Raw genomic sequence first — 14,524 nt, 5'->3', positions numbered from 1 at the left:
TTCAAGTGGATCAAGCAGCACTTGCGCATCAAGAAGTTCTGGGGAGAAAGCCCCAACGCTGTCAAAACCCAAATCTGGATCGCGGTCTGCACCTTTGTGCTGGTCGCTATTCTGAAGTATAGGCTGAAAAGTCTACACTCTTTGAACGAAATTTTACAAATAATGAGCGTTTCTGCTTTTGACAAAACGCCTGTAAATCAGTTGATTATGAAAATTGAATCCAAAAACCAGAACCCCGGAAGTCATAACCAATTGAATATCTTTGACTTATAACCGGACACTACTGACTAGGAATACACATTAAAAACATTTCAACCCTTAGTGTAAACCATCTGCATTCCAGTTAATATCTTAAAAAGTTCAACCCTTATCCAGAACAGCCAATTTCATAAAAAAGCTTGTCCCATTTCTTAAAAATATTTTTATAACTAAACTGGTGAACATCATTTTGTGCTTGAATAGACAATCGGCTTAACACTTGTTGGTTAGCGGTCAATCTGATGGTATGGTTAACAAAGGCTTCCGTATCGAAGGGCTTTATGAGTATTCCATTCCGTCCATGTTGTACAATATCTTTAGCCGCTGAATAAGAATCAAATAGTATAGGTATCACACCATCACGTTGTGCTTCCACCAGTACATTTCCAAATCCTTCATAAGCAGAAGTAAAATGTAATATTTTGGCTTTCTTATAATAGGGTACAGGGTTATCGAATCCAAAAAACTTCACCCTGTCGAGATAATTTTCTTCGCAAAAAAATTTCATATTATTCATCTCAGGACCGTCGCCAACAACCCAAAATTTCCAATCTGGTAGTTGATCGTGTAATCCATTCCAGATTTCCATTAGTAAATCTGTCCGTTTTTGCAATACATTCAACCGACCTACAAAAAGGATACAGTTTTCCTTTCTAGAAAAGCTCGGCGACGGTTTATCGATTTGGAATGGATTGGGAAAACCATAGATTTTACCTTGGTATTTATGAATGTCAATCCCAAAAAACAGGAGTTCTTGAATAAACGAAGGGCTCAAAAAAATCAAGGCATCCACATAATGGAGTGTTATCCTGTAGCTACAATACTGTTTAATCCGATGATACCCCAAGATAAGAGGACTAACTAAAGATACTGGAATAAAGGAGAGGTGTTTATTACTCAAAAATGAGTTGATAAATTCCGACGAATTTTGAACAAAGTTGAGTGGGTTAATGTGGATATGAGAAATTAGCTTCATCTTGGATGAGCCCATTCGTCGAAGCAGTTTGGTAAGTCCTATCTGATACCCCATTTGATTAATACACACATCAGGATTAAACTGATTAAATATTTGAACAAGTAGCTTTGAAGAAGCTATCTTTTCACCAACGTACCTAACCTCTACACCATCAATATTCGCAGACTTACCTACTGTAAAAGACAATACAATTGCTTTATGACCAGCATTCTCAAACATTTCAACAAGCTTATAAGTACTGTTTTGTACACCACCCCGGCTTGGATCAAATGGCATATTGATAACTAAGCAAATATTCATAATATATAAATTACTGATCAAAACTATCTCGAGACTAACCCTAACCCCGAAACTTCATCACAACTAAAAACATAATTCCTAACAGAACAAAACCCTAAACACCCATATACATCTAGACTTAAGTTCTACGATACGCTAAATATAAAATCGTAAAAATATTTAAGTAAGATTATTCGAGTTTATGCACAGAGAACTTACTATAACAAATCGTACATACATACAAAGTTCTTATGTACAAGATCTAATTAATAAATAAAAAATGCAATAAAGTCTCTAACAGATGAATCCTGATCGCCCATTACCCATGATATTGCTGGCAGTCCAATGAAAAAAACAGAAACCGAATTCATCGCATATGAGATATTAAATAACAAATTTGGTATAGATGAAATCAAAAAAACAGAAAAAGAAAAATTAATTATGCTATTAGTAATTCTTGTAAACACAAGCTCCCTCTTTAAGAATAACAATTGAATGGCAGCGGCAGTTAAGAATGTACCGGCTATGGTAACTCCTCTTCCTGAAACAGAAGGACTAAAACTAGCACTGATATTTGACAATGCAAATAATAAAAGTCCTCCAGCTATTAAAAAATCTAAGTGAACATTATTTAACTTCTTTAGATAAACAAATAACAATACAAAAGACAACAATACCAAGCTAAAACTTGAATACATCACTGGCCCCAACCTTTTATAAAAGTTAGTCTTCTCTAGAGATATTGCCCCTTCAGCTGCTCTTTCGTCAATCGTCTTTTCACTGATAACGGTACTCTTGGCTTTTTGCTCATATAGCCCAGTCAATTGAACAATACTCTTGGCTTGTTCATAATTTACGTTCACGAAAAAAGAAAGAACAAAAAGAGTCGAAATGAGAAGCTTTCGTCTTTTCAAAACAAATGCCATGAATAAAGGGATAGAATATAACAAATAGGAAAAGTGTATAAAAGCAGCAAGAACTACAACCCATAGATATTTCACCTTTCCTCTTTTAATATAAGCATATGCACCATAAAAGAACACCCACATTGCGGACCACATTCTTATTGAGTTTAGCGCAGAGACACTCCTGACAATTAGGAATAACGTGATGAATGCGAGTAACAAAATTGAACTTTTTTGCTTCGGCTTATTTTCAAGTACAAGTAATACTGATTTAGTAAAGAAATACCCAAGTATTAAACCAGCAAACAAATGAAGTAATTCAGGGACACCAAAAATACTGGAAGCCAGATAAGATAACAAATGCTTGTATATATCACTACTCGTTTCAACAGGTTGAAATAACAGTAATTTTATTGAATCTTGTATAAACTGGCTAAAAGACATATCTAGATAAAACACATACCCTTTTGTTAAATGAGCGTAGCCATCTGTTCCAGGCAAATAAATAAAATTACTCCCAACTAGGCCCATCAGAAAGGTTCCTGAAAATACAATAAACTTTTCATTCACACTTTTGATAGCAATATAAATTGCTAATACCGGCGAAATAAAGGACAACAAGAACTGATATACAATTTTATTTTTTAAGTGCTGCGCCATTATTTCTTAGATTGCTCTGGTAATTCACTTAATAATTTTTTTCTTATTCCAAAGTAATCCACCGTCATTTGAAAGCGCTCTTCCATTACCTGCGTTCCAGGTAAATCTAATGGCTTAGTTGCTGAGTTTTCAGGAATTGCAAAATATAGTGACATATCTCTATTACTATTTAGACAATATTGTCTAGTTCCCTTTGCTACCGCAGCTGCCCAAAACCACATGTCAGACCCTCTACCAGGCACTATTCTATGTATTGCATCAATATTTGTAACTTTTTCGTCTAAAGAATTTGCTGGATAAAATGTTCCTGAACCACCCAAGAAGTAGACTTGTATACTTGGTGTTTTTGGATTTGCAGCATGAGGGGATCTGAACATCGCATTTAATACAGTACCTTTTCGTATTAGCTCCTTACCTGCATGGCCTATAATTGTATCTCGATGTTCCCTTGAAGCACTTACCAGTTTTTCAATTACTCTATTTCCATAAATTAAATCATCATCAAATGTGACAACTCCCAAGTCAGGATATTTCTCAATAACAGGAACTAACTTCTTTACCGCATAAGGATTATTGCGAACCCACAAAATCTCAACACCTAAGCTTTCAAGTTTGACAAGATGTTTTGGCAAACCTTGTGGATAATCTTCTGCTGACAAAACAAGAATCCATTTCTTGGGCTTTTTCGTTTGCCTGGAGAGTGCTTCAAATACCGCGGGCAACAAGGGGTCTCTTTTGGGATAGCTCGCGATAGATACTACAAAAGAGGAATCTCCATTATTTGGGAGTTCTGTTACTCTAAAGCGGGCTTTTATTGAGTAAACAAAATAGATTAGATAATTCCTAGCTAGAACTAATTTATTTTTCATTTAATTAAATATTTTATCACTCAACTTAGAAAGATTTGTCACCCTCTCCCAGTAGAAATCTAGATAATCAAAAACAGCTTTAGGCTTCTGAGGAATCAACATATAATTAGAAAAAGCATTATGCCCAAAGATTGAAGAATAGAACAATAATGCTGATACTGTTCCTACGACATTACAACCTTTTGAATCAATTAATAATTCCTCTAAAATAAGATCACCCGATAAAACCTTGTAAGTCAGTTGATTCTTAATTAAATATCTTATCCAAATTGAATTATGCTCCTTCTGCCCTGGCCTTAATTTGACATAAACTGATCTGCTAGCTATTTTATTTTTTAATATCGACATGGATTGATTCATGCAATAATCCAAGTCTTTTTCATCGATTTTATAAACCTTAAAGTAGGACTCTTCAATAAGTAATATAGCATTTGACAGCTCAATCTCACTTGTGATTTTTTTCTTTGATAAATGAATGGTTTGAGCTTCTATAATTACCTTATTCTCTGTTAAGACACCAGGGTAGACCGCTGGTGAAAAACCATAGTATTTTGAATCATTCAGAAAGGTAAAAGAATTTGCAAAATATGGCAGCGCTAATAGCCTTAAATTATAACCACGTAAAATTCTTAAAATAGCTCTTAGCTTTTCTTTATCCCCCTTAAACCTAAAGCTCGTTGATGATTCTATTCTGGTAAGGTCGCTTAATGTCTGAGGAGGAATATAGCTTGACATTCCCTCTTCAATAAAATGAAAAGCAGTACAATTACTATGTGTTATTAAAATTTTTTGATAATAATGGGCTAAATCAATATAGGCTTGGAATCGGTTACCGTTGGTAATTTCATTTACATATTTATCATACGCTTTTACAAGATTAAAAGTCATCAATTTCTTGAATACACTTTTATGCAGTGTATAAAACGAAGGCACTGGAAGACCTAAATCGTCTGGTGGAATAAAACTTGTGTATAGGAAAACAACATTTTCCTTTTGCAACTTTTCAGTTAACACAACGTTAGCCGCGCAAAAATAAGTAATAGGGGAGTGTATTGTAAATATATATTTCATTTTTTTTAAATTACTTAATTAATCCACTCCTTTAATCTATCAGAAACCATATTGAATATTATCTGATGACCTATTTCATTGATATGGTGATGATCTTCAATCACTCCACCTGCCAATAATACTTCACTGATATCAATAAATTCTGTTCTATTCTTTAAAATATCGTTATACTCATAAATATTCTTAGAAATATTGGGTAATATTCTTTCATATTCATCACTAGCAGGTATTATCGAAATACTATAAAATTGTTTCACATCAAGAGCGGTAGAAAACTTGCCTATATGAGATTCAAAATTTAATTTACTCGTGTAGCATATTCCACGATATCTTCTTAAAAAGCCAGTAAGAAATTTCGTAAATCTCAAAAGTCGCCATTTTCGAATTAATCGCATTTCAAGTCTTGAAAAAGCTCTTGGAGCACAATCAACTATTCCAACTTGCAACAGTAATATATCTGGTTGAAAGGCCTTACAATAGTTTATCTGCTTGTACAAATCTGTAATAGTTGCTCCTCCCATTTGAAAAAAAAAGAAAACAGCTGCCCCCCTATACATCTCCTGCAATCTATACGTATAGGTCTTTTCAAAAGACACAGAGCCTTCCTTATATTTCCTCGGCAAAGACACACTATCTGTGAGAACTAAAATTTTAACCATTCCTAAATGTATCCTAGATTATCAAAACTCTATCTTATTTTCAAGTAGTAGTTATTGCTTTGTCCATTATTTTTCTTTCACAAAAAACATTATCAATGTATAAACAACATACTTTATGCCGTGATTGGATTGTATACTGTGTTAACAATTTTAAGATGCAGATTGAGGCTAATAAGTCGACGATCTTCTATAGCAGTGTCTATAAAGGCCTTCCCTTGTTCTAAGAGACCAGGTTTTAGTCCATGAGTATTTATACTGTCATCATTTATCTGTGATGTGCTAATTGTTCCTCGTTTTATTATTTGAACCTCTTCCAAGGGTTTTAAAAGAATCTTTCTTTTCTCTGTCATTAACTCGACCCCCCATCTTCCTGCACTCTCCCAGTTAGAGTGGTAAGAAAAAACCACTCCTTTATCCGTAATTCCAGCGCCTGAAAAAAATGACTTATCATGCCAATCAAGTGTGCCTTTTTTTGAAAAAGCACGCCAATCTTTTGGTTGACCTGCTATAAAAAAAGCTAAATCAACAACATGAGTAGAATTGGCAAAGAACCAATTCTCTTTTACGCCCGGTGCTTTTTGTAGCGGTGCTATTTTGTGCGACCATTCTGTAAATTCAAAATGCATGCTTTGTAAACCACCATCCTCTTTTATTAGCTCTATGGCTTTTTGCACTGAGGGATAAAATCGCCTATTGTAAGCCACAAAAACTTTATCTTGTATGTACTCTAAGTCTTGTTTGTGGGCTAATAATTCATTGATGCTTATTGCTGCCGGTTTTTCAATCAAAATTCGATTAAAACTTAAATTTTTAAACTTTAGGAGCATTGGCATTAAGGCTTCTGTTCCTACAGCAATAATAATAAAGGTATTATTCTGTGGTTTAGTGTCTAACAAAAAAGTATCAATGCCGCCTCTAATAACACTAAGCTTAGTTTCCTTCTCAAAGTACTGAGCTGATTGCTCACCACGCCCAATTACCTGAGGTTTAATGCCTAGATGAAGCAGTACCTTGGCATGATCTACTGCCATGGGCCCCGCACCTACAATCCAAACTTCTTGATCATTTATGTTATTAGACATCTTTCTTCCTTAGTATTGTTTAATGTATTGTAAAATGTTCTCAATGCATTGGTAAATGCTATATGATTAGGCATGGACTCTTGGTAGGTTGGTAAGTCTATGGGCTTTTCCAATAAAGCATTTTCAACTAGCATTTTACTCAAATCACTCTGAAAGAGCATAACATCCTCGGCAAATTGGGGTTTAAAACCATTGCTAGCTGTATGAGTAGTAATGGTCGTTGTAGTACCTTCCTGAATAAATATTCTTCTAGTTGGTGTATCAATTGTTATACTAATGGGTAAGACTTCACTATCTTTTGGCATCATACTATGAATATGAAATCGTAGTCCTTGTGCTGTTATTCCCGTCAGTGTCCCTGTAAATTCAACATACCCTTTGCGCTTACTTGCAATAATTTGAGGATCTAAATACTCAGAGTTATAAGCTTTGATTTGATCGTCTAAGAGGTAACACATTAAATCAGAAAGATGGAGTCCATTACACCCCAAACCCCAATTGACTCCATAAGCAGAAAAAAACACCTTATTAAGTGGCCAATTATCTAATTCTTCTCTTAACCTCTGGTAGAAAGTTTGCATTCTGCGCGGATGGTTTACATAGCACCTAACTTCATATTCTTCAATCAAAATTAACGCCTCATAGTATTCTTTTTCTATCTGAAAGAGTACTTTTTCTAAAACTAAATCTTGCACTTTGACTTGCGTTAAGAGCTGCTTAAGTACTGTAAAACGCACATTAGAATTAGTCGCAATAATGACTAAATCTAGGGTCTGAGGCAACTGAATAATGCTCGTGCAAAATATAACCTTATGGCTGTGGCTTATTTCATCTGCCCTAGACTCGGCTAACTTACTAGCCTCTGAACTAGGCTCGACCACAAATACATCAAACGATAATTCGCTCTTTAGGACTCCTTGTAAATGCCGACTTCCTAGTTCGCCCGCTCCTATAATTGCTATACTTTTCTGCATTTTATTCTTTTAAGAGTAACTCTGCCAGTTGAAAATCAATGATATCGTCAATATCCACACTGCTTTTCTTGTCCATTAGATATTTTTTAATCTTTCCAAAGCCTGCAAGGCCCTTTTCTTGCAAGGATTGCCGATTAATGAAATAAATAGCCCCATTTAGCTCATATACCTCCGGACAATCTTGACGTCTCGTAAAAGAACCTTGTTTACTAGGTTGTAAAAACCCCTGCTCATTTTCTTCTTTTAATGCGTAGTAGGGATTTGCATCGGTCTTTTTCACAGAAACTACCATATCCAAATCAGCGGAATAAAGATGCATTGCCTCTTTAATATGTTCGGCACTCCGCAATGGTGAAGTTACTTGCAGCAGTACTACTACATCAAAATCTAAGCCCTTTTTAGTGTAATAATCAATAGCATGTAGTAATACTTCTTGGCTACCTGCGGTATCACTTGCTAAGTCCGCCGGCCGTATAAAAGGAACTAAAAGCCCTGTTTCTTCGGCACAAACCTTAATGTTATTATCATCGGTACTTACACAAATACGATCATCTGGAAATACCGCTCTTGCGGCTTCAATGGTGTAGTGGATTAAGGGTTTATCATTTAACTGTTTGATGTTTTTGCCCGGTAATCCTTTTGATCCTCCTCTTGCGGGTATGATGACAAGGGGTTTCATAAATTCAAGTGCTTAATGTCATTTTGTGCTTTTTCAAAATCTTCTGGCTTACCGATATCCAACCAGTATTGCCGAATAGGATAGGAGACCAATTTTCCACCTTCCTGAATCACTTGCTCCATGAGATCCGTAGCATTGAAGAACGTATCCTTAGGGATTTTAGAGAGCACTTCTTTCTTAATGATATAAATGCCGCCATTGCTGTAATAGATATAGGTAGGCTTTTCTTTGAAGGAAACCACGTGATTATTGGTTGTTTCCATAACAGCATAGGGGATATTTACTTGGTAAGGAATGGTGGCTACAGCCATATCCGCCTCCTTCTCTAAAAAGTCTAAGAAGAAGTCTTCATAATCTAAGGTGGTGAGGATATCGGAGTTGGTAACCAATACACAATCATGGTGAAAACGATCTACCTTACTAGCCGCTCCAATGGTACCTAGGGGTTCATCTTCCCAAATAAAATGGAGTTTAACACCGTTGGTATTGGTTTTGGTACAGTGCTCTTCCAATTGTTCCCCTAAATACCGTACAGAAATATGAAAGTCGTCTACACCATAGCTTTTGAGACGGTCAATATTGTGATCAATAATGGCCTTGTCTCCTACTTTTAGTAACGGTTTAGGAACCTTATCAGTCATAGGGCGAAGGCGCGAGCCTCTCCCCCCAGCCATCACCAAAGCATCCATGGGTAGGTACGATTTTTGAAAGCGAAAGTTTATCACATTCACTACCCGCATTGATGTATCCACAACAGGTATTACTTTGAAATTATTCTCGCGCAAAACGATGATTTCGTGCAGTGAATAATTTGATTTGGATACGTACTTGGGAGCTTCTTGAACAAAGACGTCTACCAAATCCTCAGAGGAATAGCCTTTCAGCAACCCCCTTCGCACATCACCATCGGTAAGGCTACCCAGCAATTTATTCTCCTCATCAACCACGAACAGAATCGCATCTTTTGCCAATTCATTAAGCTGAGACAGTGCTTGCTTTAAGCTGGAACCCCGGATAATTAAATGCTCTTTATAGTTTCTCATAGGTTNAATAGTCCGTCTATAATTTTATCGATGGTCTTTTTAGAAACATATTTATTCTCTCCCATGTAAGCTTCAGCCTCACTCAAATTAGCGACTGATTCAATTATACTAGCCGCATTGAAAGGCACGTCTATTACATTACCGCTTTGCAATCGTCCTTTTTGCCGATCTCCAACATTGATGACCCATTTATTAAATGAGGCTGCTTCAATAATTCCACTTGAAGTATTGCCCAGTAAAAATTCACACTGACGCATCGAAGAGAAATAGTTCAGTTTACCCAAAGAAGCAATCAGTCTTACCCGATTGGGGTTTTCTTTTTCTAAAGCTTCCAGCTTTTCGTTAAACAGAGTGCCCATCACATCTGCATTTGCTTTTGTAATCAGCAGTGCATATTTTTTTGCTATGGCAGAAAGCGCATCATAGGTTATTTGAGCTAAATCCTTGTTAGCCTCTGCATTCACAGACTCAGGATGGAAAGTGACTAAAATAAACGCTTCAAAGGGAATATCGAACTGCTGCTTCACCTCCTTCCAATCAGGAAGCTGTATATCTGTTAACCCTTCTAAGCTAATGGAGCCTACCGTGTAAACATGAGCATCTGACTCTATAAGAGCACTTACTCGTTGAGAGAAAACTTTCGCCGCCGTAAAATGCAAGGTTGAAGCAAGGGTTATTTGATGTCGGTAAATATTATCAGTAGCACCTAGCGTTGTTTCACCTCCGTGGATATGCGCTAATTTTATTTCGAAGGGTATTGCTGCCTGAACTGCTGCCGACATCTCCCATCGATCACCCAGCGCAAGTACGCAGTCAAATTGATGCTCGTTCCAGAAATCACCGAAGTTTTTAACGACCTCGCCATAGCCTCTTACGATGTCCAACCGGGAATCACCATTTGGCATGCCGGTTACTTGTAAAATAGTACCAAAGCCATCTCTTTCTATTTCAGTAATTGTTTTACCGTGTCTTTCAAGAAGGTGCATCCCAAAGACGATGATGCTTAAGTCGAACCTAAGATCAGCACTTAATTTTTTAAGCAGAGGCCGATAGATACCATAGTCGGCTCGTGAACTGGTAAGTACACCAACGGTCATGCTAGGTCTTCCCTTGAAAGCTGATGATATTGATCCATATCACGTGTTGCCTTTTTACCAATAATCTCCCTCCATTCCATGGGGGAAATACCATCTCCAGGACGCAGGGCAATTAAATCTGCCTCTCTGATTTGCTGACCTACATTCACAGGATTGGCAAGGTGTATAGATTTTCGCGCAATGGCCTTGTTTTTTAATTCACTAGGGCTGGCCTTTTTGATGCCATCGCCAGCAATGGCTTTTTCAATATTGCGAATGGCCTTTACCATAGCTTTCAACTCATTGGGTTCAAGGGAAGCCTTGTGATCTGGACCAGGCAAATTCCGGTCTAGGGTAAAGTGCTTTTCTATCACGGTGGCCCCTAAAGCGACAGCCGCCATGGGTACTTCAATACCCAAGGTATGATCAGAGTAACCCACTTTAACGTTGCATTCCTTGGCGATACTCAACATGGCTGTTAGGTTCACGTCCTCAAAAGGAGTTGGATACTCGGTATTACAATGTAGCACGGTGATGTCTTCCAACCGCAATGATTCTGAAGTTAGTATCTTAAGCGCATCCTTAATTTCCGTCATATTTGCCATCCCGGTAGAAAGAATGACAGGCTTGCCAAACTGTGCTAATTTTAATAGATAGGGATAATTGGTGATCTCACCGCTAGGAATCTTAAATTGTTCAAATCCCAAGTCGTTTAGATAATCCAAACCCTCCACATCAAAAGCGGTTGAAAAAAACTTAACCCCCTTTGACTGGGCATAGGCGATTAACTCCAAATGGTCATTTTCACTGAGCTCTAATGATTTGAGCATATTGTATTGCGAATCATCGTCTGAAGCTAAGTTCTGTTGTTGGTAGGTTGCTTTTTTAGCTGTTTTCGTGACCAGTTTATCAGCCTTAAAGGTTTGAAACTTTACCAAATCTACTTTTGCTTCGGCTGCGGCATCTACCAGTTTTTTAGCCATTTCCATACTACCATTGTGATTCACACCAGCTTCAGCTATGATAAGCGTACTATCCATCATTTTATTCTTTTTGAAGGATTGCCGGCCACGATCTTTTTGGGCGGCACATCTTTTACAACTACACTGCCAGCGCCAATTACTGCTTCTTTGCCAATACTAATTCCCTCACGAATGACGGCGTTTGCTCCAATAAATGCCCCTTTACCTACTTTTACATTTCCCGCCAATACCGCTCCTGGAGCGATATGCACATTATCGGCTATGTGGCATTCGTGATCTATGCTACAAGATGTATTCAGGATAACATTTTGACCAATTTCAGCCAGAGGATTTACCGCTACATTTCTGGCTATAAATGTTCCCGCTCCTATTTTGATAAGTTTCGCCAATGAAGCATCGGGATGGATAATTGTCAAACAGGTTCCACCATGTGCTTTTACCCGCTCCGCAATCTTCGCTCGAATAACATTTGAACCCACTCCGAGAATGTAGTGCTCATACAAATGCCAGTACTCAAAGTCGCTTTCGGTTTCATCGCCCAGATATGACAATTGATAGGGGTTTAAAGCAGGTGGTTTGTAATCTGCATAGCCAATCAAGATGATACTGTTGAGTAACGCCGCTTCGGTCACAACCAAAGCGTGCCCAGAATATCCCAACAATATGGCCGATTGCTTATCTTCTTGCACTGCTGGGTATATTAATGATCCGTTCTTCCAAAAACTCAGCATTTTTTTGATCATCACGTTGGCAATGGCCGTACATCGGCAAGCGGTACATCAATTGCCATATTGGACGGGTCATCACCCCCTCTTCATTAGTTGCTGCCAAAACCGCATCGCGTTCCTCTTTATTCTCCAACTCCAAGCTTATGAGCCAATGATTCCATTCGGTACCTTCAGGTATATCAACTACTGAGTCTAACTTAGTTCGATAGGCTTCAAAAAGATTTTTTTTCGAGGTAATGAAGGTATCTAACTGTTCGAGTTGTGCGACAAGCAATGCTGCATTTAGATTAGGCATCCTAAAGTTATAGCCCATTTCCTCATGGATATACTCATAGGTATGCGGTTTTTTAGCCGTAGTGGTCAGGTATTTTACCCGTTCCGCCCACTGTGGATCTGACGAAACGACTGCACCACCACCACCAGAGGTAATGATTTTATTCCCATTGAAGGAAAAAGCCCCCATCATGCCCCAGCTTCCAGCACATTGACCTCGGTATTGGCTACCCAAAGCCTCGGCTGCATCCTCAACGACTGGAATATTCCAGGCATCGCATACTTCCATGATTTTATCCATACGACACATAAAACCGAAGGTGTGCATGGGCAGACAAGCTGCTATTCTGCGATTGGTTTGCTTATTGAATGCCCCCGTTTCGCGTTTCTCCGCGTTTGCTATCAACCAAGTTTCCAGTGCAGTTGCCGACAGCCCCATTGTATCAATATCTACATCCAGAAACACAGGATGCGCGCCATTATAGGCAATAGCATTGGCTGTCGCTACAAAGGTGAGTGCTTGTGTTAAGACTTCCTCGCCTACATTTACGCCAGCCACACGCAAAGCTACTTGCAACGCCGAAGTGCCATTCACCACGGCAGCACATTTACGGGTCTGCGTCATCTTGGCAAGCATCTCTTCCACCTGATCAACGTACTGACCTACCGAAGACACAAAAGTGCTATCGATAGTGGCGTTGAGGTACGCTTTTTCTTTACCCCAAAAACGTGGCTCATGCAAGGGGATAAAGCCTTCCTCCATTTCATGAATTGTCCGTATAGTTTGTATAATCTCTTTTGGTTCCATTACATTTTGCTATCCAAGTACTTCCCTTTTTCTTCATGACCGAAGTTGGGAATCATCTCGTGAAAAAGATGTACAAGGGCTTCTTTTGACCAAGTCCCCTCTTTCTTCATTGTGGCGATGGTTGCTTCAAAATGCTTCAGCTTCTCTTCTTGTAAATCCAGGTCATTTTTAATGACGCCCAAACTATTAAAGCGTTCCAAATCCAAGGTTTCTTTATCGGTGTAAAACTCTTCAAAGTCTTTCTCTCCCGTGGTGTCGGATGCCTCAAACAAACAGGGCCATTTCCCTTGTTCGGGTAAGGTTTTCACCAATGTCCTCGCCTCCTCTTCGGAGGCGCATTCGTACACTTCGTATCCTCTTGACTGCACATATTTCCGCGCAATCTCTGCAAAGGTGATTAAGTGCAGTTCTTGACTGAGTTTCGGGAAGAAAATATCTCTATTCTCCCCAAAAATAGTTGACATCAAACACAACTCCCCCGACTCTTGGGGCGTAACAAAATACCGTTTCACATCATTAGGAGCCACAATAGGCTGTCTTTTTAAGATGCGCTGATTGAATCCGTGCAAAAGAGAACCATCCGAAAAGGCAACATTGGCAAAACGTGCTGTTGAAATGTTGATAAACTGACTTTGCCGCATCAAAAACATTTCCATGATACGCTTAGAGCCCCCCATCATATTTACAGGATTGGCGGCTTTATCGGTAGAAACACAGAAGTATTTTTTCACCCCTTTTCCTATACTCTGTTGGATGGTTTTTTCGGTATTGAAAATATTCACCTCAATCATCCGCATTAGGGTGTAAGGATCTTTCTCGCTGCGTACATGTTTCAGTGCTGATAAGTTCAACACATAATCGTATTGACCATCCTGCTCAAAAAAAGCATTATATTGCCAAGAGCCAATATCTAAGGCAAAGGTTTTGAATTCGCCATCTATATAGCCAAAAGAACTGCGTATATCACGCACCAATTCTACCAGATTATTCTCGGAGACATCAACCACATGCAGCTTCTTGGGGTTCCGCTTGAAGATTTCTTTGGTTACTGCTTGGCCTATGGAGCCGGCTGCGCCTAGTACGAGAAAACGTGACGCTCTGACTTCATTAGCTAGAGACTCATGGAATTGGGTTTTATCTTCTTTGAATAATTCGTTTAATCTACCTATCAGTTTAAGCATTACTATTTTCTTACGGTTAC

The 14,524-nt window shown here is 38.4% G+C and carries 14 protein-coding genes and 1 pseudogene; 1 reads left to right on the top strand and 14 read right to left on the bottom strand.

Annotated features, from left to right (window positions below):
• Window positions 1-273, top strand: a pseudogene (locus tag A3EU_RS34800) (IS4 family transposase); the annotation flags it as partial.
• 94 nt (window positions 274-367) lie between these two features.
• Here the strand turns inward: A3EU_RS34800 and A3EU_RS0110560 are convergent.
• The 14 genes from A3EU_RS0110560 to A3EU_RS0110495 all read right to left on the bottom strand — a co-directional run bounded on the left by A3EU_RS0110560 (window position 368) and on the right by A3EU_RS0110495 (window position 14,504).
• The gene (locus A3EU_RS0110560) at window positions 368-1,534 is read right to left on the bottom strand and encodes a glycosyltransferase (protein WP_020536130.1); all 1,167 of its coding nucleotides are present in this window, start codon (window positions 1,532-1,534) and stop codon (window positions 368-370) included.
• A 245-nt stretch (window positions 1,535-1,779) separates the two neighbouring features.
• Window positions 1,780-3,078: an EpsG family protein gene (locus A3EU_RS0110555; protein ID WP_020536129.1), complete on the bottom strand. Its 1,299-nt coding sequence runs from the start codon at window positions 3,076-3,078 to the stop codon at window positions 1,780-1,782.
• Complete coding sequence (locus A3EU_RS0110550; RefSeq protein WP_020536128.1) at window positions 3,078-3,947, bottom strand: hypothetical protein; 870 nt, start codon at window positions 3,945-3,947, stop codon at window positions 3,078-3,080. Before A3EU_RS0110550 ends, A3EU_RS0110555 begins: the two co-directional genes overlap by 1 nt.
• Window positions 3,948-5,018, bottom strand: a complete 1,071-nt coding sequence (locus A3EU_RS0110545; RefSeq protein ID WP_020536127.1) for a polysialyltransferase family glycosyltransferase — start codon at window positions 5,016-5,018, stop codon at window positions 3,948-3,950.
• A 14-nt stretch (window positions 5,019-5,032) separates the two neighbouring features.
• Window positions 5,033-5,677, bottom strand: coding sequence for an SGNH/GDSL hydrolase family protein (locus A3EU_RS0110540; RefSeq protein WP_020536126.1), 645 nt, complete (start codon window positions 5,675-5,677; stop codon window positions 5,033-5,035).
• Between the two features lie 113 nt (window positions 5,678-5,790).
• Window positions 5,791-6,759, bottom strand: a complete 969-nt coding sequence (locus tag A3EU_RS0110535) for a Gfo/Idh/MocA family oxidoreductase (RefSeq protein ID WP_020536125.1) — start codon at window positions 6,757-6,759, stop codon at window positions 5,791-5,793.
• Entirely contained in the window at window positions 6,744-7,733 is a 990-nt protein-coding gene (locus tag A3EU_RS32695; protein ID WP_020536124.1) for a Gfo/Idh/MocA family oxidoreductase, read from the bottom strand. Before A3EU_RS32695 ends, A3EU_RS0110535 begins: the two co-directional genes overlap by 16 nt.
• 1 nt (window position 7,734) lies before the next feature.
• Window positions 7,735-8,412 carry an acylneuraminate cytidylyltransferase family protein gene (locus A3EU_RS0110525; protein ID WP_020536123.1) on the bottom strand — a complete coding sequence of 226 codons (678 nt, stop codon included), beginning with the start codon at window positions 8,410-8,412 and terminating at the stop codon, window positions 7,735-7,737.
• Window positions 8,409-9,455 (bottom strand): nucleotidyltransferase family protein, encoded by a 1,047-nt coding sequence (locus A3EU_RS0110520; RefSeq protein ID WP_020536122.1) that lies wholly within the window; start codon window positions 9,453-9,455, stop codon window positions 8,409-8,411. Before A3EU_RS0110520 ends, A3EU_RS0110525 begins: the two co-directional genes overlap by 4 nt.
• Complete coding sequence (gene neuC / locus A3EU_RS0110515) at window positions 9,452-10,552, bottom strand: UDP-N-acetylglucosamine 2-epimerase (protein ID WP_020536121.1); 1,101 nt, start codon at window positions 10,550-10,552, stop codon at window positions 9,452-9,454. Before neuC ends, A3EU_RS0110520 begins: the two co-directional genes overlap by 4 nt.
• On the bottom strand, window positions 10,549-11,571 hold the full coding sequence (gene neuB / locus A3EU_RS0110510) for an N-acetylneuraminate synthase (protein ID WP_026211329.1): 1,023 nt from the start codon (window positions 11,569-11,571) through the stop codon (window positions 10,549-10,551). Before neuB ends, neuC begins: the two co-directional genes overlap by 4 nt.
• Window positions 11,571-12,203 (bottom strand): acetyltransferase, encoded by a 633-nt coding sequence (locus tag A3EU_RS0110505; RefSeq protein WP_020536119.1) that lies wholly within the window; start codon window positions 12,201-12,203, stop codon window positions 11,571-11,573. The genes neuB and A3EU_RS0110505 overlap by 1 nt, the downstream gene beginning before the upstream one ends.
• Window positions 12,190-13,323 carry a LegC family aminotransferase gene (locus tag A3EU_RS0110500; protein WP_020536118.1) on the bottom strand — a complete coding sequence of 378 codons (1,134 nt, stop codon included), beginning with the start codon at window positions 13,321-13,323 and terminating at the stop codon, window positions 12,190-12,192. Before A3EU_RS0110500 ends, A3EU_RS0110505 begins: the two co-directional genes overlap by 14 nt.
• Window positions 13,323-14,504 carry a UDP-N-acetylglucosamine 4,6-dehydratase gene (locus A3EU_RS0110495; protein WP_020536117.1) on the bottom strand — a complete coding sequence of 394 codons (1,182 nt, stop codon included), beginning with the start codon at window positions 14,502-14,504 and terminating at the stop codon, window positions 13,323-13,325. The genes A3EU_RS0110500 and A3EU_RS0110495 overlap by 1 nt, the downstream gene beginning before the upstream one ends.
• Window positions 14,505-14,524: the final 20 nt, after the last annotated feature.

Origin of the sequence: Lewinella cohaerens DSM 23179 (genome assembly GCF_000379805.1) — a bacterium.
Taxonomy (GTDB): Bacteria; Bacteroidota; Bacteroidia; order Chitinophagales; family Saprospiraceae; genus Lewinella; species Lewinella cohaerens.
Note: the sequence above shows the minus strand (reverse complement) of the source record. Positions and strands in the feature narration are given on the sequence as shown.

Bases quoted from the DNA above. Each gene is read 5' to 3' on its own strand.
- A3EU_RS0110540 (WP_020536126.1), bottom strand. From the start codon at position 5,677: ATGGTTAAAATTTTAGTTCTCACAGATAGTGTGTCTTTGCCGAGGAAA.
- A3EU_RS32695 (WP_020536124.1), bottom strand. From the start codon at position 7,733: ATGCAGAAAAGTATAGCAATTATAGGAGCGGGCGAACTAGGAAGTCGG.
- A3EU_RS0110550 (WP_020536128.1), bottom strand. From the start codon at position 3,947: ATGAAAAATAAATTAGTTCTAGCTAGGAATTATCTAATCTATTTTGTT.
- A3EU_RS0110525 (WP_020536123.1), bottom strand. From the start codon at position 8,412: ATGAAACCCCTTGTCATCATACCCGCAAGAGGAGGATCAAAAGGATTA.
- A3EU_RS0110500 (WP_020536118.1), bottom strand. From the start codon at position 13,323: ATGGAACCAAAAGAGATTATACAAACTATACGGACAATTCATGAAATG.
- A3EU_RS0110560 (WP_020536130.1), bottom strand. From the start codon at position 1,534: ATGAATATTTGCTTAGTTATCAATATGCCATTTGATCCAAGCCGGGGT.
- A3EU_RS0110495 (WP_020536117.1), bottom strand. From the start codon at position 14,504: ATGCTTAAACTGATAGGTAGATTAAACGAATTATTCAAAGAAGATAAA.
- A3EU_RS0110545 (WP_020536127.1), bottom strand. From the start codon at position 5,018: ATGAAATATATATTTACAATACACTCCCCTATTACTTATTTTTGCGCG.
- A3EU_RS0110535 (WP_020536125.1), bottom strand. From the start codon at position 6,759: ATGTCTAATAACATAAATGATCAAGAAGTTTGGATTGTAGGTGCGGGG.
- A3EU_RS0110520 (WP_020536122.1), bottom strand. From the start codon at position 9,455: ATGAGAAACTATAAAGAGCATTTAATTATCCGGGGTTCCAGCTTAAAG.
- neuB (WP_026211329.1), bottom strand. From the start codon at position 11,571: ATGGATAGTACGCTTATCATAGCTGAAGCTGGTGTGAATCACAATGGT.
- A3EU_RS0110555 (WP_020536129.1), bottom strand. From the start codon at position 3,078: ATGGCGCAGCACTTAAAAAATAAAATTGTATATCAGTTCTTGTTGTCC.